The 24,490-nt window shown below is 70.7% G+C and carries 30 protein-coding genes and 1 pseudogene; 23 read left to right on the top strand and 8 right to left on the bottom strand.

Features of this window, described 5'->3' with window-relative positions:
• Positions 1-20 precede the first annotated feature (20 nt).
• From FHX31_RS09220 to FHX31_RS09180, 9 genes are all read left to right on the top strand, one after another.
• Entirely contained in the window at positions 21-359 is a 339-nt protein-coding gene (locus FHX31_RS09220; protein ID WP_030274767.1) for a PadR family transcriptional regulator, read from the top strand.
• Positions 341-1,015, top strand: a complete 675-nt coding sequence (locus FHX31_RS09215) for a permease prefix domain 1-containing protein (protein ID WP_030274768.1) — start codon at positions 341-343, stop codon at positions 1,013-1,015. The genes FHX31_RS09220 and FHX31_RS09215 overlap by 19 nt, the downstream gene beginning before the upstream one ends.
• Before the next feature lie 101 nt (positions 1,016-1,116).
• Positions 1,117-1,803: an arsenate reductase/protein-tyrosine-phosphatase family protein gene (locus tag FHX31_RS09210; protein ID WP_030274770.1), complete on the top strand. Its 687-nt coding sequence runs from the start codon at positions 1,117-1,119 to the stop codon at positions 1,801-1,803.
• Complete coding sequence (locus FHX31_RS09205; protein WP_030274772.1) at positions 1,800-2,462, top strand: arsenate reductase ArsC; 663 nt, start codon at positions 1,800-1,802, stop codon at positions 2,460-2,462. Before FHX31_RS09210 ends, FHX31_RS09205 begins: the two co-directional genes overlap by 4 nt.
• A gap of 53 nt (positions 2,463-2,515) precedes the next feature.
• Positions 2,516-3,262, top strand: coding sequence for an aquaporin (locus FHX31_RS09200; protein WP_036311740.1), 747 nt, complete (start codon positions 2,516-2,518; stop codon positions 3,260-3,262).
• A complete protein-coding gene (locus FHX31_RS09195) occupies positions 3,259-3,450 on the top strand; it encodes a hypothetical protein (protein WP_030274776.1) in 192 nt (63 codons plus the stop codon). The genes FHX31_RS09200 and FHX31_RS09195 overlap by 4 nt, the downstream gene beginning before the upstream one ends.
• Complete coding sequence (locus FHX31_RS09190; protein WP_030274778.1) at positions 3,447-3,854, top strand: arsenate reductase ArsC; 408 nt, start codon at positions 3,447-3,449, stop codon at positions 3,852-3,854. The genes FHX31_RS09195 and FHX31_RS09190 overlap by 4 nt, the downstream gene beginning before the upstream one ends.
• Before the next feature lie 64 nt (positions 3,855-3,918).
• The gene (gene trxB, locus FHX31_RS09185; RefSeq protein WP_030274780.1) at positions 3,919-4,851 is read left to right on the top strand and encodes a thioredoxin-disulfide reductase; all 933 of its coding nucleotides are present in this window, start codon (positions 3,919-3,921) and stop codon (positions 4,849-4,851) included.
• 156 nt (positions 4,852-5,007) lie between these two features.
• Complete coding sequence (locus tag FHX31_RS09180) at positions 5,008-6,405, top strand: FAD-dependent oxidoreductase (RefSeq protein WP_030274782.1); 1,398 nt, start codon at positions 5,008-5,010, stop codon at positions 6,403-6,405.
• Between the two features lie 111 nt (positions 6,406-6,516).
• On the opposite strand, the gene FHX31_RS09175 is transcribed toward FHX31_RS09180, so the two are convergent.
• Positions 6,517-7,563 carry an ArsO family NAD(P)H-dependent flavin-containing monooxygenase gene (locus FHX31_RS09175; protein ID WP_123111594.1) on the bottom strand — a complete coding sequence of 349 codons (1,047 nt, stop codon included), beginning with the start codon at positions 7,561-7,563 and terminating at the stop codon, positions 6,517-6,519.
• Between the two features lie 188 nt (positions 7,564-7,751).
• Here FHX31_RS09175 and FHX31_RS09170 point away from each other — a divergent pair, with 188 nt between their 5' ends.
• The 5 genes from FHX31_RS09170 (at position 7,752) to FHX31_RS09150 (ending at position 9,884) form a co-directional block, all read left to right on the top strand.
• Positions 7,752-8,123 (top strand): ArsR/SmtB family transcription factor, encoded by a 372-nt coding sequence (locus tag FHX31_RS09170; protein ID WP_030274786.1) that lies wholly within the window; start codon positions 7,752-7,754, stop codon positions 8,121-8,123.
• A 340-nt stretch (positions 8,124-8,463) separates the two neighbouring features.
• Entirely contained in the window at positions 8,464-8,814 is a 351-nt protein-coding gene (locus FHX31_RS09165) for a hypothetical protein (protein ID WP_030271613.1), read from the top strand.
• Positions 8,811-9,260 carry a MerR family transcriptional regulator gene (locus tag FHX31_RS09160; RefSeq protein ID WP_030271612.1) on the top strand — a complete coding sequence of 150 codons (450 nt, stop codon included), beginning with the start codon at positions 8,811-8,813 and terminating at the stop codon, positions 9,258-9,260. The genes FHX31_RS09165 and FHX31_RS09160 overlap by 4 nt, the downstream gene beginning before the upstream one ends.
• A complete protein-coding gene (locus FHX31_RS09155) occupies positions 9,244-9,552 on the top strand; it encodes a hypothetical protein (RefSeq protein ID WP_135241031.1) in 309 nt (102 codons plus the stop codon). Before FHX31_RS09160 ends, FHX31_RS09155 begins: the two co-directional genes overlap by 17 nt.
• The gene (locus FHX31_RS09150) at positions 9,549-9,884 is read left to right on the top strand and encodes a YnfA family protein (protein WP_030271608.1); all 336 of its coding nucleotides are present in this window, start codon (positions 9,549-9,551) and stop codon (positions 9,882-9,884) included. Before FHX31_RS09155 ends, FHX31_RS09150 begins: the two co-directional genes overlap by 4 nt.
• A gap of 29 nt (positions 9,885-9,913) precedes the next feature.
• Here FHX31_RS09150 and FHX31_RS09145 read toward each other — a convergent pair whose 3' ends face one another.
• Together FHX31_RS09145 and FHX31_RS09140 are read right to left on the bottom strand one after the other, a co-directional pair.
• Entirely contained in the window at positions 9,914-10,270 is a 357-nt protein-coding gene (locus tag FHX31_RS09145; RefSeq protein ID WP_198039664.1) for a DUF3703 domain-containing protein, read from the bottom strand.
• Positions 10,267-10,764: pseudogene (locus tag FHX31_RS09140) on the bottom strand (cation efflux transmembrane domain-containing protein); the annotation flags it as partial. The pseudogene FHX31_RS09140 and the gene FHX31_RS09145, both read right to left, overlap by 4 nt.
• 67 nt (positions 10,765-10,831) lie before the next feature.
• Between FHX31_RS09140 and FHX31_RS09135 the strand changes: the two are divergent.
• The 4 genes from FHX31_RS09135 to FHX31_RS09120 all read left to right on the top strand — a co-directional run bounded on the left by FHX31_RS09135 (position 10,832) and on the right by FHX31_RS09120 (position 14,975).
• Positions 10,832-11,179, top strand: coding sequence for an ArsR/SmtB family transcription factor (locus FHX31_RS09135; protein WP_030271602.1), 348 nt, complete (start codon positions 10,832-10,834; stop codon positions 11,177-11,179).
• A gap of 50 nt (positions 11,180-11,229) precedes the next feature.
• Positions 11,230-11,712, top strand: a complete 483-nt coding sequence (locus FHX31_RS09130; protein WP_135241032.1) for a signal peptidase II — start codon at positions 11,230-11,232, stop codon at positions 11,710-11,712.
• Positions 11,702-12,913, top strand: a complete 1,212-nt coding sequence (locus FHX31_RS09125; RefSeq protein WP_083395345.1) for a sodium:proton exchanger — start codon at positions 11,702-11,704, stop codon at positions 12,911-12,913. The genes FHX31_RS09130 and FHX31_RS09125 overlap by 11 nt, the downstream gene beginning before the upstream one ends.
• A 91-nt stretch (positions 12,914-13,004) precedes the next feature.
• Entirely contained in the window at positions 13,005-14,975 is a 1,971-nt protein-coding gene (locus FHX31_RS09120) for a heavy metal translocating P-type ATPase (protein WP_030271597.1), read from the top strand.
• A gap of 558 nt (positions 14,976-15,533) precedes the next feature.
• Here the strand turns inward: FHX31_RS09120 and FHX31_RS09115 are convergent.
• The 3 genes from FHX31_RS09115 to FHX31_RS09105 all read right to left on the bottom strand — a co-directional run bounded on the left by FHX31_RS09115 (position 15,534) and on the right by FHX31_RS09105 (position 18,567).
• Complete coding sequence (locus FHX31_RS09115) at positions 15,534-16,982, bottom strand: CehA/McbA family metallohydrolase domain-containing protein (protein ID WP_225319794.1); 1,449 nt, start codon at positions 16,980-16,982, stop codon at positions 15,534-15,536.
• Positions 16,983-17,269: 287 nt separating this feature from the next.
• Entirely contained in the window at positions 17,270-17,908 is a 639-nt protein-coding gene (locus tag FHX31_RS09110; protein ID WP_030271592.1) for a vitamin K epoxide reductase family protein, read from the bottom strand.
• A complete protein-coding gene (locus tag FHX31_RS09105) occupies positions 17,905-18,567 on the bottom strand; it encodes a DsbA family protein (RefSeq protein ID WP_030271590.1) in 663 nt (220 codons plus the stop codon). Before FHX31_RS09105 ends, FHX31_RS09110 begins: the two co-directional genes overlap by 4 nt.
• Before the next feature lie 168 nt (positions 18,568-18,735).
• Here FHX31_RS09105 and FHX31_RS09100 point away from each other — a divergent pair, with 168 nt between their 5' ends.
• From FHX31_RS09100 to FHX31_RS09085, 4 genes are all read left to right on the top strand, one after another.
• Positions 18,736-19,071 carry an ArsR/SmtB family transcription factor gene (locus tag FHX31_RS09100; RefSeq protein ID WP_030271588.1) on the top strand — a complete coding sequence of 112 codons (336 nt, stop codon included), beginning with the start codon at positions 18,736-18,738 and terminating at the stop codon, positions 19,069-19,071.
• Positions 19,071-19,796 carry a cation efflux transmembrane domain-containing protein gene (locus FHX31_RS09095; RefSeq protein WP_030271586.1) on the top strand — a complete coding sequence of 242 codons (726 nt, stop codon included), beginning with the start codon at positions 19,071-19,073 and terminating at the stop codon, positions 19,794-19,796. The genes FHX31_RS09100 and FHX31_RS09095 overlap by 1 nt, the downstream gene beginning before the upstream one ends.
• On the top strand, positions 19,796-20,146 hold the full coding sequence (locus FHX31_RS09090; protein WP_221488040.1) for a DUF3703 domain-containing protein: 351 nt from the start codon (positions 19,796-19,798) through the stop codon (positions 20,144-20,146). Before FHX31_RS09095 ends, FHX31_RS09090 begins: the two co-directional genes overlap by 1 nt.
• Before the next feature lie 104 nt (positions 20,147-20,250).
• Positions 20,251-20,886, top strand: a complete 636-nt coding sequence (locus FHX31_RS09085; RefSeq protein ID WP_135241033.1) for a copper resistance CopC family protein — start codon at positions 20,251-20,253, stop codon at positions 20,884-20,886.
• A 770-nt stretch (positions 20,887-21,656) separates the two neighbouring features.
• Here FHX31_RS09085 and FHX31_RS09080 read toward each other — a convergent pair.
• The gene (locus FHX31_RS09080) at positions 21,657-21,866 is read right to left on the bottom strand and encodes a hypothetical protein (protein ID WP_052166179.1); all 210 of its coding nucleotides are present in this window, start codon (positions 21,864-21,866) and stop codon (positions 21,657-21,659) included.
• Positions 21,867-21,955: 89 nt separating this feature from the next.
• Between FHX31_RS09080 and FHX31_RS09075 the strand changes: the two genes are divergently transcribed.
• On the top strand, positions 21,956-22,699 hold the full coding sequence (locus FHX31_RS09075) for a class F sortase (protein ID WP_082171190.1): 744 nt from the start codon (positions 21,956-21,958) through the stop codon (positions 22,697-22,699).
• 173 nt (positions 22,700-22,872) lie between these two features.
• Here the strand turns inward: FHX31_RS09075 and FHX31_RS09070 are convergent, their stop codons facing one another.
• Positions 22,873-24,135, bottom strand: a complete 1,263-nt coding sequence (locus FHX31_RS09070; protein ID WP_030271581.1) for a L,D-transpeptidase — start codon at positions 24,133-24,135, stop codon at positions 22,873-22,875.
• Between the last annotated feature and the right edge of the window lie 355 nt (positions 24,136-24,490).

Below are 24,490 nucleotides of genomic sequence, written 5' to 3'. Positions count from 1 at the left end.
AGGAGCCACAGGTGTTGCCGATGCGACCGGAACTGCTCAAAGGCCATCTCGATGCGTTGCTGCTCGCGGTCCTGGAACCCGGGCCACAGCACGGCTACGCCGTCATCGAAGCCCTGCGAGACAGCAGCGGCGGGGCACTGGACCTGCCGACCGGCACCGTCTACCCGGCGCTGCACCGCCTCGAACGCGCAGGCCTGATCGCCAGTGACTGGCAGACCGTCGGCGGCCGCCGCCGCCGCGCCTACCACCTCACCCCGGCCGGACAGGCCGCGCTCGGTGAGCAGCGGGCAGTCTGGGACCACTTCTCCACCGCCGTCACTGCAGTTCTGGGCGGGCGGGCATGGCCAACGACCGCCTGACCAGCCGAGCAGGCGAAGCACCTCTCGACGCCTACCTGGGCGACCTCGCCGCACGACTGCGTGGACCACGGCGGCGTCGGGAGCAGATCCTCGCCGAACTACGCGACGGACTCCACCACGCCGTCGCCGACCGCACCGCCGCCGGCCTACCCCAAGGTGAGGCGGTCGCCGCCGCGATCGCCCAGTTCGGCACCCCGCAAGCGGTCGCCGAGGCCTTCGCCGGGGAGCTGGCCACCGCCTACGCCCGGCGCACCATCGCCTGGTACATCGCCACCGGACCTGTCGTGGGCATCTGGTGGCTGCTGCTCCTGCAGCCCCACCCCTGGCGCACCGGCCTGGTCGCCCTATTGGCCGCGATCCCCGTCATCCCACTGATCATCATCGCGATCGCCACCGCCGCTGGGACGGTGGCCACGACCGGTCGCCTCATGCGCTGGCTACCCGAAGCAAGCCCACAACACGCACTCGCCGCGACCATCACCATCGCCGCCCTTGCGCTCGCCGGGGATCTCACGGTGATCGCGAGCCACCTCCGGTCAGAGATTCCGGCGAAGTCACTGGCCACGTTCGCCGTCGCCGCTAGCCTCACTCGGATCGTCTGCAGCCTGGTCACGATGCGCCACGCCACCGCGATGCGCACCTCGCCGCCCTCCTGATCATCGAACCCGCCCGTCGACTGAGCGCCGCCAAGCCCCCGACGGGCTTATCCCTCACTCCCATTTGACGAACGACAGATCACTCAGCGATAGTTGACTCAATGAACGCTGAGCTTGCTTCCCTGGCCGGGCGCGCACGGGTCCACGCCGCACTCGGCGACCCTGCGCGCCTGGCGATCGTGGACGCGCTCAGCCAGGGCGACGCCTCGCCCGGGGAGATCGCCCACACCCTCGAGATGCCGACCAATCTCGTCGCCCACCACGTCAAGGTGCTCACCGAAGCCGGCCTCGTCCAGCGCGGCCGGTCCGAGGGCGACCGGCGGCGCACCTACCTGCGACTTCAGCCGGCAGCCTTGGCCGCCCTCACCCCTCCCCCGCTGGCCGATGTGGGACGGGTGGTCTTTGTCTGCACCCACAACTCCGCCCGCTCCCAGCTGGCCGCGGCGCTGTGGAAGCGGCGCACCCATGGGGAAGCCGCCTCGGCCGGCACCAAGCCTGCGACCCGAGTGCATCCCCGCGCGCTTGCCGTGGCCCACCGCCACGCCCTCGACCTCGATGCAACCGGCACCGCCCACGTCAAGGACGTCGTCCGCGACGACGACCTGGTCATCGCCGTCTGCGACAACGCCCACGAAGAGCTCACCGGACCGGTCCGCCCCCGCCTGCACTGGTCCGTGCCGGACCCGGTCCGCATCGACACCGACGAAGCGTTCGAGGCGGCCTACGCCGACCTCGCCGACCGCGTCGACCGCCTCGCCCCCACCACCATGTTGAGAGGCACCCGATGACCGACATCAGCGCCCGCATTCAACAGGAGATCACTCTCGACCAGCAGCTCGCCCTGCACACCGCAGCAACCCGGCTGGCCGCCGAGTTCGACGGCATCTACGGCACCGAGACCATCAAGCGGTTCCTGCACAGCAGCTACGACCAGTTCGCCACCGCCGCCAGCATCCCGAACTACCTGCCCCTGCTCGCCGAGCGCTTCGCCCGCCAGCGGTTGCGGGCCCTGGCACGGGTCGAGGGACACCACCGCGACGGCCGTCCCGTCGTGCTGTTCCTGTGCACCCACAACGCCGGCCGCTCCCAGATGGCCCTGGGCTTCTTCGTCCACCTCGCCGGCGACCACGCCGTCGCCTGGTCCGGCGGTAGCGAACCCGGCATCGAGATCAACCCCTCGGCGATCGCCGCGATGGCCGAACGCGGCATCGACATCTCCGAGGAGTTCCCCAAGCCCTGGACCGACGAAGTGGTCCGCGCCGCCGACGTGGTCGTCACGATGGGGTGCGGCGACGCGTGCCCAGTCTTCCCCGGTACCCGTTACGAGAACTGGGACATCGACGACCCAGCGGGCCTCAGCGTCGCCGATGTGCGGCCGATCCGGGACGAGATCGAGCGCCGGGTCCGGCGGCTCCTCGACGAACTGGACGTTCCCGCCACCCGATAACCCGCTGTGCCCCGATTGTCGGGGACAGTCAGATCATGGGAGAGAAAACACTGATGACCATCGCACTCCGGCGGCGTCTGCTGGCCGAGTTCATCGGCACTGCCCTGCTCGTCACCGCCGTCGTGGGCTCCGGCATCATGGCCGCCACGCTCTCTCCCGGCGACGTCGGGCTCCAGTTGCTGGAGAACTCGGTCGCCACCGCTCTTGCCCTCGGCGCGCTGATCCTGATCTTCGGTCCGGTCTCCGGCGCCCACTTCAACCCCGTGGTGTCCGCCGCCGACTGGTTCCTCGGCCGCCGCGTCGGAACCGGACTGACCCTGCGCGAACTCGGCGGGTATGTCATCGCCCAGGTCCTCGGGGCGATCGGCGGGTCGATCCTGGCGAACCTGATGTTCGACCTGTCCGCCGTGGCCTGGTCGAGCAAGGACCGGGCCGCCGGGCATCTCTGGCTCGGGGAGGTCGTCGCCACCACCGGCCTGATCCTGCTGATCTTCGCCCTCGCCCGCTCCGGCCGCGCGCCGGTCGCTCCCGCCGCCGTCGGCGCCTACATCGGGGCGGCGTACTGGTTCACCTCGTCGACCTCGTTCGCCAACCCTGCGGTGACGATCGGCCGTGCGTTCACCGACACGTTCGCCGGCATCGCCCCCGCTTCCGTCCCAGGGTTCGTCGTCGCCCAACTGGTCGGGCTGGCGGTCGGCGTCGGCCTACTCGCCGCGCTCTACCCCGACGCCGGGCGGGCCGCCGACCAGGTCGTCGTCCCTGCCGAGGAACGCGACCCGGCACTGGACCACCGCCGATGACCAACCACGACCCGGAGCACGGCGAGGCAGAGGTGCGTTACCGCCGCCTGCTCAACCCGCCGCGTCCCGCCGGCCGCTACCGCCTGCTCGACCGCAGCAGCGCCCCAGACCGGTCCCTGCCTGCACCCCGCGCCGAGACGCCCGTGAATCGGCCCTATGACCACGTGTACTCCAAGGAAGGCATCTGATGTCCAAGCCCAGCGTCCTGTTCGTCTGCGTGCACAACGCCGGCCGTTCCCAGATGGCCGCCGGCTGGCTGCGCCACCTCGGCGGCGACGCCGTCGAGGTCCGCTCCGCCGGCTCCGAGCCCGCCGACCAGATCAACCCGGTGGCCGTCGAGGCGATGCGGGAGGTCGGCATCGACATCACCGCCAACAAGCCGAAGATCCTCGACTACGCCACCGCCGAAGCCTCCGACGTGATCATCACGATGGGCTGCGGCGACGTCTGCCCGGCCTTCCCCGGCAAGCGGTACGAGGACTGGAAGCTCGAGGACCCGGCCGGCCAGGGCCTGGACATGGTCCGTCGCGTCCGTGACGAGATCCGCACCCGGGTGGAGGACCTCCTCGCCGACCTCACCCCCACCACCTGACGAGTCCACCCCACCGCCCGCCGCCCCTACAGGGGTGGCGGGCGGACCGATCGAGGAGCCCCTCGTGCCCGACCCCCACCGTTTGATCATCATCGGTTCCGGACCCGCCGGATATACCGCCGCCCTCTACGCCGCCCGCGCCAACCTCGCCCCCCTGGTCATTGAGGGCGTCCAGTCCGGCGGCGCGCTGATGACCACCACCGAGGTGGAGAACTTCCCCGGCTTCCCCGACGGCATCATGGGCCCCGAGTTGATGGACAATCTTCGCAAGCAGGCCGACCGCTTCGGCGCCCAGTTCATCACCGACGACGTCACCCGCGTCGAACTCACCGGCCCTGGCCTGAAGACCGTGTACGTGGGCGAGCAGGCCTATCGAGCCGACGCTGTCATCCTCGCCACCGGGTCCGCCTGGCGACCCCTCGGCGTCCCCGGCGAACAGGAACTCCTCGGGCATGGCGTCTCCTCCTGCGCCACCTGCGACGGGTTCTTCTTCCGCGACCAGGACATCGCGGTCATCGGCGGCGGCGACTCGGCCATGGAAGAAGCCACCTTCCTCACCCGCTTCGCCCGCAGCGTCACCATCGTGCACCGCCGCGACACCTTCCGCGCCAGCAGCATCATGGCCGAACGCGCCCTCACCAACGACAAGGTCCGCATCGTGTGGAACAGCGTCGTCGAGGAGATCATCGGCAACGACGGTGTCGTCGTCGGAGCGCGCCTGCGCAACGTCCACACCGGCGAGATCACGGTCCTTGACGTCACCGGCGTGTTCGTGGCCATCGGCCACGACCCTCGCAGCGAACTGTTCCGAGGCCAGGTCGACCTGGACGACGAGGGATACGTCCGCGTGCAGTCCCCCGGCACCCGCACCAACATTCCCGGCGTCTTCGCCGCCGGGGACCTCGTCGACCACACCTACCGGCAAGCCATCACCGCCGCTGGCACCGGCTGCGCCGCCGCCCTCGACGCCGAGCGGTACCTCGCCGCCACGTCCTGAACTCGGTCAGTCCTGCCGGTCGGATGTCCGGCAGGACTGACCCGGCAGAGTCAACCCCCAGCGCCCCCGACCCGCTGGCTGCTGTTGGGCAGCGTGGCCAAGCAGGCAACCTAAGCGGTGAGATGCCCGTCCAGGGCCGCCGATGGGAGAGGCATCATGACCCACATTCTGATCATCGGTGGCAGCGATGCCGGCGTCAGCGCCGGGCTACGCGCCCGACATGTCGACCCGTCCGTCGAGACCACTGTGGTCGCCGCCGACGCCTTCCCCAACTACTCGATCTGCGGCATCCCGTACCACATCTCCGGCGACGTGCCCGACTGGCGGAACCTTGCCCACCGCACACGCGACGACCTCGAACACGCCGGATTGCGACTACTCCTGGACACCCGCGCCCGGCACATCGATCCCACGTCCCGCACCGTCACGGTCAGTGGGCCAGGCGGGCGTGACGAAGAGCTCCGCTACGACCGGCTCATCATCGGAACCGGCGCCGTCCCGGTCCGCCCGCCGATCGCCGGCCTGCACGAGCTCACACCGGCCGACGGGGTGCATCTGCTGCACACCATGGACGACACCCTCTCCCTTGCCGAGACGCTGCAGCGGGGCCCGGAATCCGCGCTGATCGTGGGAGCGGGCTACATCGGGCTGGAGATGGCCGAAGCCCTGCACGCCCGAGGCCTGCAGGTCACCGTGGTCGAGCAGATCCCGCAGGTGCTGGGAACCGTCGACCCGCAGCTGGCGACGCTGGTCGCCGACGAACTGACACGCCACGGCGTGCGCGTCGTCACCGACACCACCGTCACTGAGGTGGCACGCGAGGGCGGCCGGCTGAAGGTCACCGGCCATTCCACCAACCAGCTCGGCGATAGCGGCAGCTTCAGCCAGATCACCGACGTGGTGCTTGTCGTCGTCGGAGTCCGGCCCGACACCGCGCTCGCGCAGACCGCCGGCGTCCGGCTCCGAGTGCGCGGGGCGATTGCGGTGGACCGGCACATGCGCACGGGGGTGCCGGACGTCTACGCCGCCGGGGACTGCGTGCACACCTACCACCGGCTCCTGGACACGAACACGTACCTGCCGCTCGGCAGCACCTCGCACAAGCAGGGCCGCGTGGCGGGAGAAAATGCCACCGGCGGCGACCGGCAGTTCGCCGGCTCGCTGGGCACCCAGGCGGTCAAAGTCTTCGACCTCGTAGCCGCCCGGACCGGTCTGCGCGACGCCGATGCCCGAGAGCACGGATTCGATCCCGCCACGCACGTGGCCCGCGTCGACGATCACAAGGCCTACTACCCGCGCGCCAAACCGGTCACGATCGCGATCACCGGCGACCAGCGCAGCGGACAGCTGCTCGGCGCCCAGCTCGTCGGCCACCGCGACACCGCAGTCGCCACCCGCGTGGACATCTACGCCGGCGCCCTGCACCACCGCATGACTGTCGACGCCCTCACTGACCTCGACCTGTCCTACACCCCGCCGCTGGGCAGCCCCTGGGACGCCGTGCAAACGGCCGCGCAGCGATGGGTCAGCGCCCGCACCGCCGACCTCCCCTGACGGCTGCAGGCCCTCGTCTGGTTCCGCGTCGCCGTCGTTGTCGCTCGCCTGCACTCCCGCTTGCCGCGTCGCCACCTCGGCCGGCGGGCAGCCGACCTGTCAAGAGGCACGCTAAGCTGCGCGCAGTCGAGTGGCGATGTCGGCGACCGTCGCTTTCGCTGTGCGGCCGGCACCCACCAGCGTGGCTGACGCCGGCCCCGTCCAATCGCCGTAGCCAAGCAGGTAAAGGCGGGCCTCGTCCATTGACCGGGTGCCCTCGACCGCCACCTTCCCCTGCCGCCATCCGGGCAGCAGCGGCGCGAGGTGGGCGAGGTCGGGCTGGAAACCTGTACACCAGATGACGGCCTCGCAGGGCTGCTCTGCGCCATCCGCCCAACGCACGCCGCGGTCGGTGAGCCGCACGAACATCGGACGGGAGTGCAGGACCGCGCGCTCCCGCGCGTCGCGGATGCTGGGCACCATCACGATGTCCCCAAGGTCGCTGACGCCGCCACCGGCACCACCGGCGGCCTTACGGGTGGCCACACCGAACAGCACCCGACCATCGACGGTGTCCGGCATGAACCGCGCCGGCCGCAAGGTGACCCAGGTGGTTTCAGCGACCCGGGACACCTCCGCCAGGATCTGCGCCGCGGAGTTACCTCCGCCGACGATCACGACCCGCTGCCCCCGGAACTCCTCCGGCGAGGCGTAGTTCACCGTGTGCAGCTGCCGGCCGGCGAACTCCTCACGGCCCGGGATGTCGGGCACGTACGGGCACTCCCACGTACCGGTGGCGGAGATGACGTACCGGGCCAGCCATCTCCCAGCGTCGGTCTCCACCGCCAGGCGCTCCCCGGCTCGCCGCACCTCATGTGCCCGGACCGGCCGGCGCACCCGCAGGTCGTACCGCTGCTCGTACGCCCGCAGATAGTCCACGACGTGCCCGGCGGTCGGGAAGTCTTCGCCCTCCTGCCGAGGCATCCCCCACCCCGGCAGCGGGCTGTACTCGGCCGGCGAGAACAACCGCAACGAGTCCCAGCCATGCCCCCACGCGCCACCCGGCTGAGACTGGGCGTCGAGGATGACGTAATCCAGACCGGCACGGCGCAGGTAGTAGCCCGCCGCCAGGCCACCCTGCCCGCCCCCGACGACCACCACGTCACACGATCCGGGCACGCCCGGCACCTCCTTCGTCCGCGGATCATCATGCCGAGTGGCCCAAGTTCCACGTCACGCTGGGCCGACGCCGGCACCGCCCATCCGGCCCCTGACACGGCCGGGACGAGCCGACAGGGCTCCCTACCCGCAACCTGACGGTGACCGGGTCCTGGTTCCAGCGGCCTATCGATGGTGTTGGTGCAACGATGGAAGACGTGCCAACTGCGAAAACAGCTACGCCTGCCGTCTCGCCGCTTGCCGGCGAGCCGATCAAGCGTGCCGATGCCGAGCGGCTCGCGGGAGTGCTGAAGGCATTCGCCGACCCGGCCCGGCTGCGACTGCTCAGTCTGATCCAGTCCGCTCCCGACGGCGAGGCGTCCGTGAGTGACCTCACCGCGCCGCTTGGTCTGTCCCAGCCGGCCGTGAGTCATCACCTGCGGATCCTCACCGAGGCCGGCCTGATCGAGCGCGAGAAGCGCGGCGTCTGGGCGTACTACCGACTGGTGCCGTCCGCGATCGCGGCGATCGCCGACCTGCTGACGCCGCCCCGCAAGCGGACGACGAAGAAGGCCCGCTGACCGGCACCCTCGAAGGCCGGCTTTCGCTCCTGCGGGTGCCGACAATGGCGTCCGTTCTGGTCACGGCCGCGTCGACCACGCCGACAAGGCCTTGCCTCATCAAATGATGCCCGGGCTGATCGGATCTGTGGCGACACCGTGGTCGAGGAGCAGGGACACTGGTATGCACCCGTGGGCGCCCAGCCGGCGTCGCTGCCCGGTAAGCCGCTTCTCAACCGTGGCAATTGCCGACCCAATGGTCATCGTTGGTTGGCCGTGTCCGACGGCCTGCCGGCAGCCTGGTCCTTCTCCTGAACCAGGGCTTGCATCTGATACCTAGGTACAGGCTTACCGTCGTTGCATGAGCGACCAACATGTCACGACGGATGACTCCTGGGTGCCAGATGCCTGCACCCTGCCGACCGCCGAACGGCCGCTGCGGCTCGCCGAGTTCGATCAGTTCTTCCGGGACGCGGTGCGGGGTGCCGAGCGGTTGTCGGCACAGCATCTGCGGTTGCACCTCGACGGCGCGGAGCAGGTCGAAAAGACGGCGCGGGATCTGGCAGCCCGTGAATCGTCTTGCTGCTCGTTCTTCACGTTCGACATCGCGCGACCCGACTTGAACTCACTGACGCTGGACGTTCGAGTACCGGCAGCACACGTCGACGTGCTTGATGCCCTAGCCCAGCGGGCTGTCCGGGTTCAGCGATGAGCGGATCAGGGCTGCGCAGCGGCCAGCTGGCCGACGCGGCCGGGGTCAACCTGCAAACCCTGCGCTACTACGAGCGCCGAGGGCTGCTCGCCTCCCCGCAGCGGTCGCCCGGCGGGCATCGGCTCTACCCGTCCGACACGGTCACCCTGCTGCGGATCATCAAGACCGCGCAACGCCTAGGCTTCACCCTCAACGAGGTCGCCGACCTCCTCGCCGCCGGCCAACACCAGCACAACGGTCGACCCGACACCGGCCTCCAGGCACGAGCCAAGGACAAGCTCGCCGAGGTGGAACAGAAGTTGGCCGACCTATCCGTCATCCGCGACACCCTGCGCGCCGCCATCTCGGCCGGCTGCGACGACCTGGTCGCCTGCGCCGGCAGCGCCTGCTGCCCCCTGCCGTTTGCTGAACTCGCCGAAAGGAACGACCGTGCCGACACCTGCTAACCGGCTGCGCCGCCTGCTCCCCTCCGGCATGACCGGACTCGCGGGAGCCGCCTGCGCCGCCTGCTGCGTGCTGCCGCCACTGCTGGCCGCCGGAATCCTCGGTGGTGCCGGCTGGGCCGCGGCCAACCGTTTCCTGCCCGGCGTCGCCCTCGCCCTGGCCGTGCTCGCCGGCCTGTCCTGGTGGTGGGCCAGCAAACGCCGCCACACCACCGGCTGCGCCGGCCGCAACTGCTCCTGCGGGCAGAGTGACCAGCGCGAGCGCGAGGTAGTCACGCTACGGTCGGACGCGTGACGGTAGCCCGCTCGATCCTGCTGTTCCTGCTCGCCGCGCTCGCCGAGATCGGCGGCGCCTGGCTGGTGTGGCAGGGCTGGCGGGAAAACCGGGGCCTGCTCTCGGTCGCGGCCGGCGTCATCGCACTCGGGGTCTACGGCTTCGTCGCCACCTTCCAACCCGACGCGAACTTCGGCCGCATCCTGGCCGCCTACGGCGGCATCTTCGTCGCCGGCTCTCTCGCCTGGGGCATGGTCGTCGACAAGTTCCACCCCGACCGCTACGACATCATCGGCGCAGCCATCTGCCTTGTCGGAGTCGCCGTCATCATGTACGCCCCACGGGCCAGCTAGCCGCCTGGCCGGAGCTTCTGCCCACCTGGTCACTCAGCTCGGTGCGACAGGATGGCCGCCAAGTCATCTGGCACCCGCATCAGCTGGGTGAGGGGGACGCGGGCCCGTCCCGTGTTGCCTTCCGGGTAGCGGCCGACGGCTGATCCTGGGCCAGCCACCGCGAGCCGGACCGCCTGGCCCACCGCTTCGACCACGTCGCGCTCGCGTGGTGCTCGTTTGAGCATCACGGCGTGGGTGACGGTGTGCCGCCACGGCCAGGGCTGGGACAGGATGTGAGCGCGTTCGGCTGCGCGCCAGGCGGCAGCGGAATCGGTCGCGGTGCGCGCGGTGAACAGCTCGGCGTCGAACACGACGCCTACCGGTTCGGGCATGCGCTGGAAGATCACTTGGCCTCGCTCGTGCAGCAGGCACAGCCGGGCTTGCACCCGCAGGCGCCGGCGCCCTCAGCCTGGAAAGTAAGCGAGTTCGCTCCGCTGACCGGCACCGCACAGCAGGCGTCCCCACGTCATGCCTCTCGCCCCTCCTTGATCGCAACGGCGGCGATGACCAGCGCGGCCAGGGGATCAGCCCATGACCAGCCGAACAGGCTGTTGAAGCCCAGGCCGACGAGCAGTACCGCCGACAGGTAGGTACAGAGCAGGGTCTGCTTGGAGTCGGCCACCGCCGACCGGGAACCCAACTCGCGCCCGGCCCGCCGCTGCGCATGAGACAGCACGGGCATGATGAGCAGCGACAGGCCGGCCAGGACCAAACCCACGGTGGAGTGCTCGGCTTCCCCGCCACCGGCGAGCGCGCGCACCGACTCGACCGTGACGTAGGCGGCCAGCGCGAAGAACGACACGGCTGTCGATGCCGGGGATCCGCGAAAGATCCATGCCAGCATCACGTGGATACGATGTGATCGCGATCGCGCGATGCCAACCCGAATAATGCGCTAGCATCGCCGCATGGCGATGAGACAACAGGTGGAGCGAGAGACTCTCGCCCCCGCTGCGGCACTGTTCCGCGGGCTTGCGGATCCGACCCGCCTGGCGATCGTTCGCCGGCTGGCCGACGGTGAGGCGCGGGTGGTGGATCTCGTCCGGGAGCTGGGTTGGGCGCAGTCAACGGTGTCGGCGCATCTGGCCTGCCTGCGTGACTGCGGCCTGGTGGACTATCGGGCGGTCGGTCGCCAGTCCTTCTACTTCCTGACGCGCGTGGAGCTGATGGCCGTACTGTCGGCCGCCGAGTCGCTGCTGGCCGCGACCGGGGAGACGGTGGCGCTGTGCCCCACCTACGGCGACGGCGCCCAGTGACCGCTGTGCAGGCCCCGCCGCAGCGGGTGGCGTGGCTGGCAGGGGCAGCGATGACCGCGCTGGCGGTGGACGTGGCGTCCAAGAGCGCGGCCGCGGCGTGGCTGCCGGGCCGCAGCGTCGATCTGTTCGCCGGGTTGGCGCTGCGGCTGACCCGCAACCCGGGCGCGGCGTTCTCGGTCGGTACCGGTATCACTCCGGTCTTCACCGTCGTCACGGTGGCCGTCATCGCGGGCATCGCCTGGTATGGGCGCAGAGTTACCCACCGTGGGTGGGCGGTGGCGCTCGGCCTGGTGGCAGGCGGAGCGGCCGGGAATCTGGTCGACCGGCTGTTCCGGTCTCCGGGTCTGGGCCGAGGACATGTGGTCGATTTCCTGTACCTGGACTGGTGGCCGACGTTCAACCTGGCCGACACCTTCCTGATCTGCGGCGTTGCGGTCGCGGTGTGGCTAAGCCTGCGCAACGTGCCCGTCACTGTCCGGGCAGCCGACGACATCCAGGGCTCGAGGATCGCCGGGGGGAGCGGTGAGCGCTGAGATCGAAATGACCGTCAGCGGACGGGGCGCCGCCGCCCGTATCGGGATCGCCCTGGCCGTCGCCGCCCCGGCGGTGGTTGTGCGGCTGGCCGGCGTGCAATTGGCGCCGGTGGCGGCAATGGTGGTGTTCGGCGCGGCGGTGCTGGCCGCGGTGGCGCTGCTGATGTGGGCGTCGGAGGCCGCACGGGTGGACATCTCCGGCAGCCTCGCGCTGGCCATCCTGGCTCTGGTGGCGATCCTGCCCGAGTACGCGGTCGACATCTACTTCGCCTACACCGCCGGACACGAACCGGCCTACGCCGCCTACGCCACGGCGAACATGACCGGGGCCAACCGACTGCTCATCGGGGTGGCGTGGCCACTGCTGGTCGCCTTCGCGATCTTCGCGGTGCGCCGCCACGGGAAGCGCGGCGAGCGCGACCGGGTCACCCTGGCGCCGCATCGGCGCACCGAGATCGTGTTCCTCGCCGCCGCCACCGTCTACGCCCTGGTCATTCCGCTGACCGGCCGGCTGGCCTGGTACGACACCCTGGTGCTCGGAGGGCTGTTCGCCGCCTACCTGTGGCGCATCCGTGGCAACGACGAAGGCGACGAGGACCTGACCGGCGTCGCAGCCACCGTCGCCGTGCAGCCGCCCGCCCGCCGCCGCGGCTTGGTCACCGCGCTGTTCATCACCGCCGGCGTCACCATCCTCGCCGCGGCAGAGCCGTTCGGCGACTCGCTGGTCGCCGCCGGCGCCGACCTGGGCATTGACAAGTTCCTGCTGGTGCAGTGGCTGGCCCCGATCGCCTCCGAAGCCCCGGAGGTCATCGTCGCGATCACGTTCGCGCTGCACGGCCGCGCCGACGACGGCATGGGTGCTCTGCTGGCAGCCAAACTCAACCAGTGGACCCTCCTGATCGCCTGCCTTCCCGCCGCGTACCACCTCGGCGGCGGCACGTTCGCCGGGCTGCCGCTGGACGCCCGGCAGACCGAGGAGCTGGCGCTCACCACCGCCCAGACCCTGCTCGGCGTGGCCGTCCTGGCCGACCTGCGGCTGACCCGCGCCGAAGCACTGCTGTTGTTCGGCCTGTTCGCCGTCCAGTTCGTGCTGCCCTCACCCAACATCCGCTACATGATCGCCGCCGTCTACACCGTCCTGGCCGTCGCGCTGCTGATCCGGCAGCGCCGGCACGTCCCCGCCCTCATCAAATCCCTGTAACCCCCGTATCTCGGAAAGGATCCGTGACCATGACCGCCACACCTCGACCCGGCAGCGCCCCTGCCGCCGTCGCACGACGAGCAGGTGCCCGATGAGCGACGCGTGCGGCTGCGGCGACGACAAGCCCACCGGCACAGGTGAAGCCGAAGAACGGGAACCGGAACGGCTGTGGGATGTCTCCGAGATCCGTGCGGCCGCTGTAGCCGGGGTGCTGCTGCTGGCCGGTTACATCGCGGGGTGGACGGGCGCGCCGCGGCCGGTGGAGATCGGCCTGCAGGCCCTCGCTCTCGCCGTCGGCGCGTGGACGTTCGTGCCGTCCACGCTGCGCCGCCTCGCCAAGGGCAAGATCGGCGTCGGCACGCTGATGACCATCGCCGCCGTCGGCGCCGTCATCCTCGGTCAGGTCGGCGAAGCCGCCATGCTGGCCTTCCTGTACTCCATCAGCGAAGGGCTGGAGGAGTACTCCCTGGCCCGCACCCGCCGCGGCCTGCGCGCCCTGCTCGCCCTCGTCCCCGCGCAGGCCACCGTCCGCCGCGACGGCGCCGAGCTGACCATCTCCCCGGCCGAGCTGCGCGTCGGCGACCTGATGATCGTGCGGCCCGGTGAGCGGATCGCCACCGACGGCATCATCCGCACCGGCCGCAGCGCCCTCGACGTCTCCGCCATCACCGGCGAATCCGTACCGGTCGAAGCCGCCACCGGCAGCGAGGTGTACGCCGGGTCGATCAACGGCACCGGGGTACTGGAGGTCGAGGTCACCACGACCGCCGAGGACAACTCCCTCGCCAAGATCGTGCGGATCGTGGAGGCCGAACAGGCCCGCAAGGGCGCCAGCCAGCGCCTCGCTGACCGCATCGCCAAACCCCTCGTTCCCGGGGTGATGATCGCCGCCGCGCTCATCGCGGTCGTGGGTAGCCTGCTCGGAGACCCCGCCACCTGGATCGAGCGGGCCCTCGTCGTGCTAGTCGCCGCCTCCCCGTGCGCGCTGGCGATCTCCGTGCCGGTCACCGTGGTCGCCGCCGTCGGCGCCGCCAGCAAACTCGGCGTGCTCGTCAAGGGCGGCGCCGCCCTCGAAGCGCTCGGCGCAGTGCGGGGTGTGGCGTTGGACAAGACCGGCACCCTCACGCGCAACCGGCCGACGGTCATCGACGTCGCCGCGACCGGCGGCGCCACCCGCGAGCAGGTCCTCGACCTGGCCGCCGCGTTGGAGGCGCGCAGCGAACATCCCCTCGCCCGGGCGATCCTCGCCGCCGTCGACACCCCCCGGCCGGCCACCGACGTCGAAGCCATCACCGGCGCCGGCCTCACCGGCGTCGTCGACGGCCGGACCGTCCGGCTCGGCCGACCCGGCTGGCTGCACCCCGGGGAGCTCGCCGACACCATCACCGGCATGCAGCAGGCCGGCGCCACCGCCGTCCTCGTCGAGGACGACGGCCGACTGATCGGCGCGATCGCGGTGCGTGACGAGCTTCGACCGGAAGCCGTCGAGGTGATCGACCGGCTACGCCGCGGCGGCTACCACGTCTCCATGCTCACCGGCGACAACGAAGCCACCGCCACCGCCCTCGCCGAACAGGCCGGCATCACCGAGGTGCACGCCGACCTGCGCCCCGAAGACAAGGCCCGCATCGTGGCGCAGCTCCGCGATCAGCGGCTCACGGCGATGGTCGGTGACGGTGTCAATGACGCGCCCGCCCTGGCCACCGCCGACCTCGGCGTCGCGATGGGCGCCATGGGCACCGACGTGGCCATCGAAACGGCCGATGTCGCGCTCATGGGCGAGGACCTGCGCCACCTGCCCCAGGCCCTCGACCACGCCCGCCGGGCACGGTCGATCATGCTACAGAACGTCGGCCTGTCCCTCGCCGTCGTCATCGGCCTGATGCCCTTGGCCCTGCTCGGGGTGCTCGGCTTGGCCGCCGTCGTCCTCGTACACGAGATCGCCGAGGTGATCATCATCGCCAACGGCGTCCGCGCCGGCCGCGCCCGCCCGCTCCCACCCCTCACCACCACCACCGACGCCGACACCACCCCAGCCCCTGAGACGGTGAGCGTCGGATGACCAACCGGGAGGAGGCGCTGCGCCGACGGGGGCAGCGCCTCGCCTGGCTCATCGTCGTCTGGGACATCATCGAAGGAGCCATCGCCGTCACTGCCGGCCTGGCCGCCGGCTCCATCGCACTCATCGGCTTCGGCATCGACTCGGTCATCGAGGTGTTCGCCGCCGCCGTCGTCATCTGGCAACTACGCGCCGGACCCCGCGCCCGACAACGGCCGGCGCTGCGGCTGATCGCCGGCAGCTTCCTCGCACTGGCCGGCTACGTCACCTACAAGTCCATCTCTGACCTGATCGGCGCCGAACGCCCCGACACGTCGCTGGTCGGCATCGGACTCAACGTCGTCGCCCTCGCCGTCATGATCCCCGTCGCGGTCGCCCAGCGCCGCGCCGTCCTACCGGGACGCGCGGCCGCAGAGGGGCGCCGTCCGTGCCTTCCGTCGCAAACGCGACGGAAGGCACGGACGTCGGGGAAGCAGGAGCTGGGCGGTCGGACGGTTCCGAGCAGCGCCATGTGTTGGTTGCCGCTCCCGGTAGGTCCGCCAAGGCTCAGGACCGGCTGGTTCAGCGGACGTGGACGAAGACCGGGTTCGAGTAGAACCACAGGTCTTCCCACGGGCTCTCGAGCCCGTCGGCGAGCGGCTCGGCCTCGTCGGTGTTGGTGCCGCGGACGCGGGCGTACATGTCACCGTCCACGTTGCGCAGCGTGTGCTTGACGACGTAGTCGTTGCCCTGCTTGCGCCAGTCGCGGGGACCGAACCGGGCCACGACCTTGGTGGTGGGGTTGGTGTCGGCGTCGAGGTTGGCGGACGGGCCGGTGATCTGCCCGACGATCAGGTCGACCCGCCGGACCTCGGGCCGGTCGCCGTTGTGGTTCTGGCCGTTAAGCGGCCGGAACTTGATCTCGATCTCGACGTCGGTGCGGTCGCGGCGGGTCACGGTGACGGTCTCACCCATCGCCGCGTCCTTGCCCTGGCTCCTCGCGGTGAGGTCGAGGCTGGTGATCAGGTCGCCGGTGGTGACCCAGATCCGGCCGTTACGCAGGCCGTCCATGATGTCGCCGTAGTCCTGCCGCGCCAGCACGTACGTCTTGCTGTACTCGCCCGGCCAGAAGTCGGAACCACCGCGGGTCCAGTGCACGTGCGAGTCCGACGTCGCGGTGATCCACCAGCGCCGCCCTTCACCGAGCAGCGAGTCCCACAGCCCACCAACCCGAGCGGTCATCTGATCGTAGCCGCCGTGGGTCGGGTGGTTGCCGTAGCCGCCCCGGGCGCCGCCGTTGAGCGGGCCCGCCTGGTGGCCGGGAGCGCCCTCGAAGCCGACATAGATGTCCGGCGCGGCGTTGTTGCCGTTGCGGAACTCGTGCGGCGTGTCCTGCCCCCACACGCCCCAACCGGGAGCCGACCGGGAAGCGTGGTGCGCGATGACCAACGGCTTCTGCCGCAGGGTCTTGGCGTATTTAAGAAACTCGACCATCTTGGCCTCGGTGTCCCCGCCCGGGACGGCGGGGAACGGGTCGCGTTTGGCGAACTTGCTCTCCAGGTCGAAGAGCATCTGCGCCTCGTCGTCGTGGCGTGGGATCATCAGGGTGTGGTGGTCCATCGCCGGGGCGTCGAACTCCATGCCCCAGAACTGCAGCACGTCGGGCACGAGCTTGCGGGACAGCAACAGGTCGGGGTAGGCCTGTTCCAGGTTGACCTTCGAGTGGGTCGGCCCGCCGTGGTCGGTGACCATCGCCCAGGTCAGGCCGAAGTTCTTCGCCATGATCGCGTTGGTGACGATCGGGTACACCGCGTCGGCGCCCTTGTGGAACGTCGGCGGGTTCGTCGAGGTGTCGAACTCGCCGCTGTACTCCGAGTGGATGTGGTGGTCGCCGGCCCGCCACACCCGGTTACGGGACTCCCCGCCCTTGTCGCGCTTGTCGTCCTCGCGGTCGTCGTTGGCCCAGGCCGCACCGCCACCCACCAGCGGGCTCGCCGCCGCCAGGGTCGCCCCGACACCGGCGTACTTCACCAATTGACGGCGCGAAAGCTGCGAACGCTCGGCGCCTTCGAGATCCTTGTCCTTCAAGACGGAACCTCTCCTCGTCCAGCTATTTGCCGTGTCAGTCAAGGAGCCTTGAAGAAGCCGATGAACGATGACTGCCTGGGACGCGGGCAGGGGGCTAACAGCGAGGCCCGACCTGATAAAGGCAGCCTGTGTGACGCGCAGCTGCCGCTGTTCGTATGACTCCTCGCCGTGACGTATCAGGCCGGGCTACGGGTGCTGGTGCTCCTGCCTGCCGTCCGTTGCGGCAGGGATCAGATGAGCGTTGTCCAGTAGTCCCAGAAGCGGGCCAGGATCGCAGCCAGGATCAGCGCGTACCAGGCCGTGAGGATGAGACTGTGGTAGCCGGCAGCGGCGATCCCGGCCGCCCGCACAGGCCCCGGGAGCGGGCCGGAGAAGTCGTGCAGGTTGCGCAGGGTGGTGTAGAGGAAGATCGGAATGGTGACGGCCCAGACGAGCATGCAGTAGGGGCACAGGGCGCCGATGACGTAGAGGCTCTGGTAGATGAGCCAGTGCACGAAGACCACGCCGAAGGTGGCGCCGGCGTGCAGGCCGAGCCAGAACCAGCGGGGCAGGCATGCGCCGGCGAGCAGGGCGACGCCGATGGTGGTGACGGCGGTGAAGCCGGCGATGCCGATCAGTGGGTTCGGGATGCCGAACGCCTCGGCCTGGGGTGTGGTCATGACCGAGCCGCAGGACAGGATCGGGTTGATGCTGCAGCTGGGCACGTAGCCGGGCCGGGCGAGCAGGTTGATCTTTTCGACGGTGAGGATGGTTGCGGCCAGCATGCCGATGCCGCCGCCAACGGCGCAGATCCACGCCGTGGCCCGAGCGAGGAACCGCCCGCGCGAGGAGTCCTGCTCGCTTCGCCGTTCGACGGTGGCGGTGCTCATTCGGCCAGGGCGGCGTCGATGGCCGCGACGAGGTCGTCCTGCGTGCGCAGGTCGGTCAGCTGGCGGCCATTGAGGAAGAACGTCGGGGTGCCCTGCACGCCAACGGCTTCGCCGTCGGTCTTGTCCTTGGCCACCCGGGCGGCGGTGGCGGGGTCGTCGAGGTCGCGCTGGAACCGCTGCATGTCCAGTCCGAGGGTGCGGGCGTAGCCGAGGAACAGATCGGTTTGCGGCTGCTCCTTGTGTCCCCAGCGGGTCTGGTTGTCGAACAGCTGCGTGTACATGTCGTGGAAGCGGCCCTGGTTCGCGGCGGCCTGCGCGGTGCGGGCGGCCAGTTCGGCGTTGGGGTGGCTGGGGATCGGGAAGTACCGGACCACGAAGGTGATGCGGTCGGAGTAGGTGGCCAGGACCTGCTTGACCGCCGGGTAGGCGGCGGCGCAGGACTCGCACTCGAAGTCGAGGAACTCCACCAGGGTCACCTTGCCGTCGGCGGCGGTGGACAGCCGGTGGCTGTCCTCGCGCACCAGCAAAGCCGGGTCGATGGCGCCGGCGGCCGTGGTAGCGGCGCGCGGCTCGTCGGTGCGGTTGACGGCCAGCAACCCGCTGACCACAAGCACCACTGCCGCGATCAGCGCCAAGGTCAGGCGGGTGTTCTTGGTCATTCCACGTCCTTGTTCATCAGCCAACGACATGACGTCCCACGGTCTGGTGGGACATCGCGCGGACCATACGGGGGGCGCTGTACCGACTTGCTGTCAGCTTCCTGGGAACGGCCCACATGACTACCCAGGGGGCCGTTCACCGGTTAGTACAGCGAAGAGTGTACTGTCGTGCCCGTGGAGACATTGACGTACGGGCAGGTGCTGGCCCGGTTCGGCCACGCCCTGTCGGATCCGACCCGGGCTCGGCTGCTGCTGGCGCTGCGCGACGGGCCCGGCTATCCGGCGGAGCTGGCCGAGCTGCTGGGCACGACCCGGCAAAACCTGTCGAACCATCTCACCTGTCTGCGAGGGTGCGGCCTGGTGGTGACGGTGCCGCAGGGCCGGCGCACCCGATACGAACTGGCCGACGCGCGGCTGGCGCACGCCCTGGGTGACCTGCTCGGCCTGGTCCTGGCGGTGGACCCCGCGGCGTGCCCAGACACCGACGACAAGGGGTGCTGCTGATGAGCCTGCCGTTGATCCAGGCGCCGGCCGAGCCGTCCCCGGCCCGGCGGGCCGTGCTCGCCCGGCGGGTCAGGCTGCTGGTCGCCGCGACCATCACCTACAACCTGATCGAGGCGGTCGTGGCGATCAGCGCCGGCACGATCGCCTCGTCGACCGCCCTGGTCGGCTTCGGTCTCGACTCGATCATCGAGGTGTCGTCGGCGGCGGCGGTCGCGTGGCAGTTCGCCGGCCGCGACCCCGAGGCGCGGGAGAAGACCGCGCTGCGGATCATCGCCGTGTCGTTCTTCGCCCTGGCCGCCTACGTCACCGTCGAGTCGGCCCGTGCCCTGCTCGGCGGCGCCGACGCCGAGCACTCCCCGGTCGGCATCGTCCTCGCCGTGGTGTCGCTGGCGGTCATGCCGGGTCTGTCGTACGCGCAGCGCCGCGCCGGTCGGGAACTCGGCTCCCGCTCGGCGGTCGCCGACTCCAAGCAGACCCTGCTGTGCACCTACCTATCCGCGGTCCTGCTGGTGGGCCTCGGCCTCAACAGCCTGTTCGGCTGGTCCTGGGCCGACCCGATCGCCGCACTGGTCATCGCCGCCGTCGCCGTCAAGGAAGGCCGCGAGGCGTGGCGCGGCGACGCCTGCTGCACCGTGCCCCTGACCACCCCATCAGCCGCCGGCCCCGACACGGATGGGTGCGGATGCCGGCCTGGTTGTACCTGCTGCCCGTCAGACGCCGCGTGATGTTCCAGAAGATGCCGGCGACCGTCCGCGCGGTCTTCGACGCCGAACTCGCCACCGCCCGCCACACGTCCGACCCTGCGGCGGCGTGGCGGGCGGCCGAGCGGGCCCACATCCTGTCCCAGCCGTGGCCCTGGCCACACACCGTCGTGCACGCCGTCATGCTGCGGCGCGCCCTGCGCGAGCGCGACATCATCGAGGCGGTAGGGCAGGTAATCCGCCTGGCGGTTGCGGGCCCGGGCTCAGCTACCGGCCGCTACCCGCAGGGGAACACCGGCCGGGCGCGGGTGCCGCTGACCCAGCCGATGCCCGTGCCGGAGGAACTCGCCGTGCTGCTGGCCGGCAGCCGGTAGGCCGGTCCGCGGCGCCTGCGCGGGTCGCCGGGCCGCGGCCACGGCGAGCTGGACGGGAGGACGGCGGCCGGGTCCTTCTGGTAGTGGCGTCCGAACCATCTGGCGTGCGTACACGAACCGCGATCCGGCGCGGGTTGATGTTGGCCGTTCTCGCCGTGCCGCTGGCGCCAGCCAGTCCCTGCGCCGCGCATGCCGCCCTGGTCGCCACGTCGCCCGTGCGCGACGAGGTCATCGGGTACGCGCCGCGGGAGGTGGTGCTGGCCTTCAGCGAACCGGGGTTTCCGGTCGCCGGGCGCGTGCAGGTCCTCGGCCCGGACGGCAAGATGATCAACAACGGTGAGCCGGTGCTCGACGGCGCGACGATGCGGATCCCGGTGCGGGTGCCGGACAAGCCGCTGGGCACCTACCTGGTGAGCTACCGGGTGGCCTCCGCCGACAGCCACCCGATCGCGGGCAGCTTCGCCTACTCGGCAGGAGCGCCATCGGCGACAGCGCCGCAGGGTGCCGGCGGCGCCGACCGGCCCGGGCGGGTGCTCGTGCCGGCGGCCAAGTACGCCAGCTACCTGGGCCTGGTCCTGGCGGTCGGACCGGTGTTGCTGGTGGCCACGATGTGGCCCCGGCGGCTGTCCCGCCGCGGGGCGACCGTCATGGCGTTCACCAGGGGCTGGTCGCCGCGGCCCCGGCCGGCACCTGGGTGGGACAGGCCGCGGACATGGTCGGGGCGAGGATCGGCGAGCTGACGGTCGGGGACCTGGAGGCGGTCGGCGCCAGCGGTGGTCGGGGCGGTGCTCGCCGCGCGGCTGGCGCTGCTCGGCGCCGCGGCGACGCTGCTACCGGCCGTCCTGCGCGGCGCCGCGGGCCGCTGGCACACCGCCGGGCTGGCGCTGGTGGGACTGGCCGCGCTGGCCACCTGGCCCTTGGCGGGCCACCCGGTGGCCTCGCCCCTGCGGCCGGTGAGCGTCGCGGTGGGCACCGCCCATCTCGCCGGGGTGACCATCTGGCTTGGCAGTCTGTTCACCCTGGCCGTGTTCCTGCCGCGCCGCACCCACGAGCGGGTTCTCGCGCGGATCCTGCCGGCCTGGTCACGGTGGGCGACCCTCGCGGTCTGCTGGCTCGTCGCCGCCGGCGTCGCCCAGGCCGCGCTCGAACTGGGCCGCCCTCGGCGCTGCTCGACACCGCGTACGGGCGGCCGCTTTGCGGCAAGGCCGCACGGCTGGCCGGGGTCCTCGCTGTCGCCGCCGGGCAGCGGCGGAGGGTGCGCCGCCGCGCCGCGGCGACCCGCCCCCGCCGGCTCGCCGGGGCCGCTGGCTCGAACTCGCGGCCACGGCGGTGGTCCTCGCGCTCACCGCGGTGCTGGTGCAGACGACCTCACCAGGACGGGTCGCCGGCACCGACGCCGCCCGGGTTGCGCGCAACAGCGTCGCGCAGACCCTCACCACCGGCCTCTACATGCTGTGGTTCGATGTCTACCCCGGCGGGCGGATGTGGCCAACAGCCTGCACATCTACGTCTACACCCCGCAGGCCAGGGCCCTGCCCGTCGCGGAATGGGCCATCAGCCTCGCTCTGCCCGCCGCCGGCGTCGAGCCGATCACGGTGCCGGTCGACACGCCGGAACCCCACCACGCCAGCGCCGAGGTTCGCTTCCCCGCCGCGGGTGAGTGGACGCTGAAGGTCACCGCGCGCGCCAGCGACGTCGACCAGACCACCGTCACCGTCACCGTCCGCCGCCACCTGACCGGCGTCCCCCATCGGTGCGTGAGCCCGTTTTCCACCAATAGTTCTCGTTTGCACCATCTAGCGTGCGGGTATGGGTGGCGAGGCAGCAGCGGGTGGCACGGCATCCGCCGGCAGGGTGTACGGCACGCGGCGCAGGTCGGCGCAGCGGGTCGCGGCGACAATCGCGCTGGCGCTGGCAGGGGTGGCAGCGTTGACCGGCGCGGGCATAGTCGGTGCCGCACTGAGGGGATCCTCCGCCTCATCCCCACCTCCCCAGCCACCGCCGGCCGTCGCGCCCGCGACCATCACGCCGCATGCGCCCCATGCCTCATCCGAGCCAAGCGCCGCGGCGGAGCACAGAGGCCTGGCCCGATCGGCGCCGACCCGCATCACCATCGACCGCGTCGGCGTGCGGGCGGACATCCTCGCCCTCGGCGTCAACGGGGACGGCACCGTGCAGGTGCCGCCGCTGGAGCAGGCGATGGATGCCGGTTGGTACAAGTTGGGCGCCAGTCCCGGAGAGGTCGGCAACGCCGTCATCATGGGTCACGTCGACTCGGCGAAGATCGGTCCGGCAGTGTTCTTCCGCCTCGGTGAGCTCCTGCCCGGCGACATGATCCAGGTGGTCCGGGTTGACCGGACCGAGGTGACCTTCCGGGTCGACGGGGTGAAGTCGTATCCTAAGGACGCCTTCCCCACCGATCTGGTGTACGGCCCGTCGGACACGGCGAGCCTGCGGGTGATCACCTGCGGCGGGACCTTCGACGAGCAGAAACGCAGCTACACCGACAATGTCATCGTCTTCGCCACCCTGGTCTCGTCGCGGCAGGCCTGAGGTGATGGCGGATACCAAGGTGGACCGCACCCGTCGGCCCAGTTCCATCGTTTCGAACGCTCATGGCAGGCGGAGTGGTCGCTGCGGGCGTGGCCCGGTACCGCTGGATCGCGCGCCGCGGGTACGGCAAAGGACCGGCCCACCGGGTGGCGGACCGGTCCTGTAGGCCCGGATCAGCCGCCGGAGAGGGACGGCGCCGGTGCGGGTGATCCGCCGGCTACGGCGCCCGGGTTGGCCGGGCTGACCTGCGCCGGCTGGAGCCCGGCCGGTACGGGCAGGGCGCTGCCCTTGACGAAGTCGTCCCAGCTGACGTTCCAGGCCGTCCACCCGTTGCCCGGCTGCAGCTGCACCTCGGTGCCCTTGAACGTGACCAGGTCACCGACCTGGGTGATGCCCATCAGCCAGTCCGCGGCGGCCGCTGAGACGTTGGTGCAACCGTGCGAGACGTTGGTGTAGCCCTGGTCGCCCTCCGACCACGGCGCCCCGTGGATGAACTCGCCGCCCCAGGTGAGCCGCTGGGCGTCCTCGACGTCGACCACGTAGCCGCCGTTCGGCTCGCCGCGGGTGTCGAACGTCGTCTGCTGGTGCTTCTCCATGATCACCATTTTGCCGCTGGAGGTCGGCGTGCTCGGCTTGCCGAGGCTGACCGGGATCTTGCGGATCAGCTTCCCGTCCTGGTAGACCGACATCTTCTTGGTGGCGTTGTCGACATCCAACGCCACCTGCCGGCCGATCTTGGAGGTGGCGGTCCGGTCCGCATCGCCGATCCGGTCCTTGCCGATCGGCAGGCCCTGCAGCCCGGCCCGGACGCTGATCGTTGTGCCGGGCCGCCAGAAATCGGGCGCCCGGTAATAGACCTGACTGCCGTCCTCCAGCCACGACCAGGCCCCCGGCTGCGGCGGATCCGTCTTCACGAACAACCGGCGCTGCACATCCGGTCTGGCCTCTTTGGCAATGGGCGGGTCGAACGCGACGGTTACCGGCATCGCCGTGCCGTACGTCTGGTTTCCGGCGAAATACAACGTGCTGGTGACCGCCGGTTTTGACGATTTCGGCATCGTGGTGAAGGTGGTTTTCCGGGTAGTGCTCTTCCCGGCGTCGCCGGTGGCGGCGACCTCGGCGGTGTAGGTGCGCATCGGCTGCAACGGGGCGCTCGGCACCCACGCCGACCCGTCCTCACGCGGCTCCACCTTGACCTGTATCCCCCTGTCGTCGGTGATCCGCACAGCCGTGATCCGCCCGCCCTTGACGGCGGTACCCACCTCGACGGTGATGGGCAGATCCCGCGTCTGGTCGGCGGGTGTCACGGTCAACTCCGGCGCCCGCCCGTCCGCGGGTCGTGCGCCGGGCGTGCGGTCGGCGGTGCACCCCGCCAGGACCAGTGGCGTGGCCACGATGGTCGCGGCCATCAGCGTCAATCGCCGCCTCAACTGCATACTGCGTCCCCCCGTTCATGGCTTCCCTTCGCCACATTCTCGCCGCGCCGCACCGATGTGAGCGCAATTTCGGCTGATTCGGGAACCAGTTACGGGAGGCATTTCCGGCCGAATGGCAGGCGGTGGGTGGGTCGCGCAGATCTGCGCCTTTCCGGGTCAGCCGTCGCGGATGGGGCGCGGGTTCCATTCCGGCGGGACGCTGCGGGTCGGCAACTCGTTGCGGGTGGTGCCGTCGGGCCCGACTTCGAGATCCCGGTCTCCGCGCACCCCTCTGGCGGTCCGCGCGGCGTGACCGCGTGTCAGACCGCGGCCCGGGCCGTTGCGGTAGGTCCCCGCACATGGCGCGCCCGCCCCG

Source organism: Micromonospora sp. CNZ286 (assembly GCF_014207755.1).
Note: the sequence above shows the minus strand (reverse complement) of the source record. Positions and strands in the feature narration are given on the sequence as shown.

Excerpts from the sequence above, each read along its gene's own strand:
- FHX31_RS09165 (WP_030271613.1), top strand. The coding sequence starts at position 8,464 with ATGAGCGACCAACATGTCACGACGGATGACTCCTGGGTGCCAGATGCC.
- FHX31_RS09075 (WP_082171190.1), top strand. The coding sequence starts at position 21,956 with ATGGGTGGCGAGGCAGCAGCGGGTGGCACGGCATCCGCCGGCAGGGTG.
- FHX31_RS09195 (WP_030274776.1), top strand. The coding sequence starts at position 3,259 with ATGACCAACCACGACCCGGAGCACGGCGAGGCAGAGGTGCGTTACCGC.
- FHX31_RS09090 (WP_221488040.1), top strand. The coding sequence starts at position 19,796 with ATGTTCCAGAAGATGCCGGCGACCGTCCGCGCGGTCTTCGACGCCGAA.
- FHX31_RS09070 (WP_030271581.1), bottom strand. The coding sequence starts at position 24,135 with ATGCAGTTGAGGCGGCGATTGACGCTGATGGCCGCGACCATCGTGGCC.
- FHX31_RS09215 (WP_030274768.1), top strand. The coding sequence starts at position 341 with ATGGCCAACGACCGCCTGACCAGCCGAGCAGGCGAAGCACCTCTCGAC.
- FHX31_RS09135 (WP_030271602.1), top strand. The coding sequence starts at position 10,832 with ATGGCGATGAGACAACAGGTGGAGCGAGAGACTCTCGCCCCCGCTGCG.
- FHX31_RS09180 (WP_030274782.1), top strand. The coding sequence starts at position 5,008 with ATGACCCACATTCTGATCATCGGTGGCAGCGATGCCGGCGTCAGCGCC.
- FHX31_RS09200 (WP_036311740.1), top strand. The coding sequence starts at position 2,516 with ATGACCATCGCACTCCGGCGGCGTCTGCTGGCCGAGTTCATCGGCACT.
- FHX31_RS09160 (WP_030271612.1), top strand. The coding sequence starts at position 8,811 with ATGAGCGGATCAGGGCTGCGCAGCGGCCAGCTGGCCGACGCGGCCGGG.
- FHX31_RS09205 (WP_030274772.1), top strand. The coding sequence starts at position 1,800 with ATGACCGACATCAGCGCCCGCATTCAACAGGAGATCACTCTCGACCAG.
- FHX31_RS09170 (WP_030274786.1), top strand. The coding sequence starts at position 7,752 with ATGGAAGACGTGCCAACTGCGAAAACAGCTACGCCTGCCGTCTCGCCG.
- FHX31_RS09110 (WP_030271592.1), bottom strand. The coding sequence starts at position 17,908 with ATGAGCACCGCCACCGTCGAACGGCGAAGCGAGCAGGACTCCTCGCGC.
- FHX31_RS09210 (WP_030274770.1), top strand. The coding sequence starts at position 1,117 with ATGAACGCTGAGCTTGCTTCCCTGGCCGGGCGCGCACGGGTCCACGCC.
- FHX31_RS09220 (WP_030274767.1), top strand. The coding sequence starts at position 21 with ATGCGACCGGAACTGCTCAAAGGCCATCTCGATGCGTTGCTGCTCGCG.
- FHX31_RS09095 (WP_030271586.1), top strand. The coding sequence starts at position 19,071 with ATGAGCCTGCCGTTGATCCAGGCGCCGGCCGAGCCGTCCCCGGCCCGG.
- FHX31_RS09105 (WP_030271590.1), bottom strand. The coding sequence starts at position 18,567 with ATGACCAAGAACACCCGCCTGACCTTGGCGCTGATCGCGGCAGTGGTG.
- FHX31_RS09120 (WP_030271597.1), top strand. The coding sequence starts at position 13,005 with ATGAGCGACGCGTGCGGCTGCGGCGACGACAAGCCCACCGGCACAGGT.
- FHX31_RS09130 (WP_135241032.1), top strand. The coding sequence starts at position 11,230 with ATGACCGCGCTGGCGGTGGACGTGGCGTCCAAGAGCGCGGCCGCGGCG.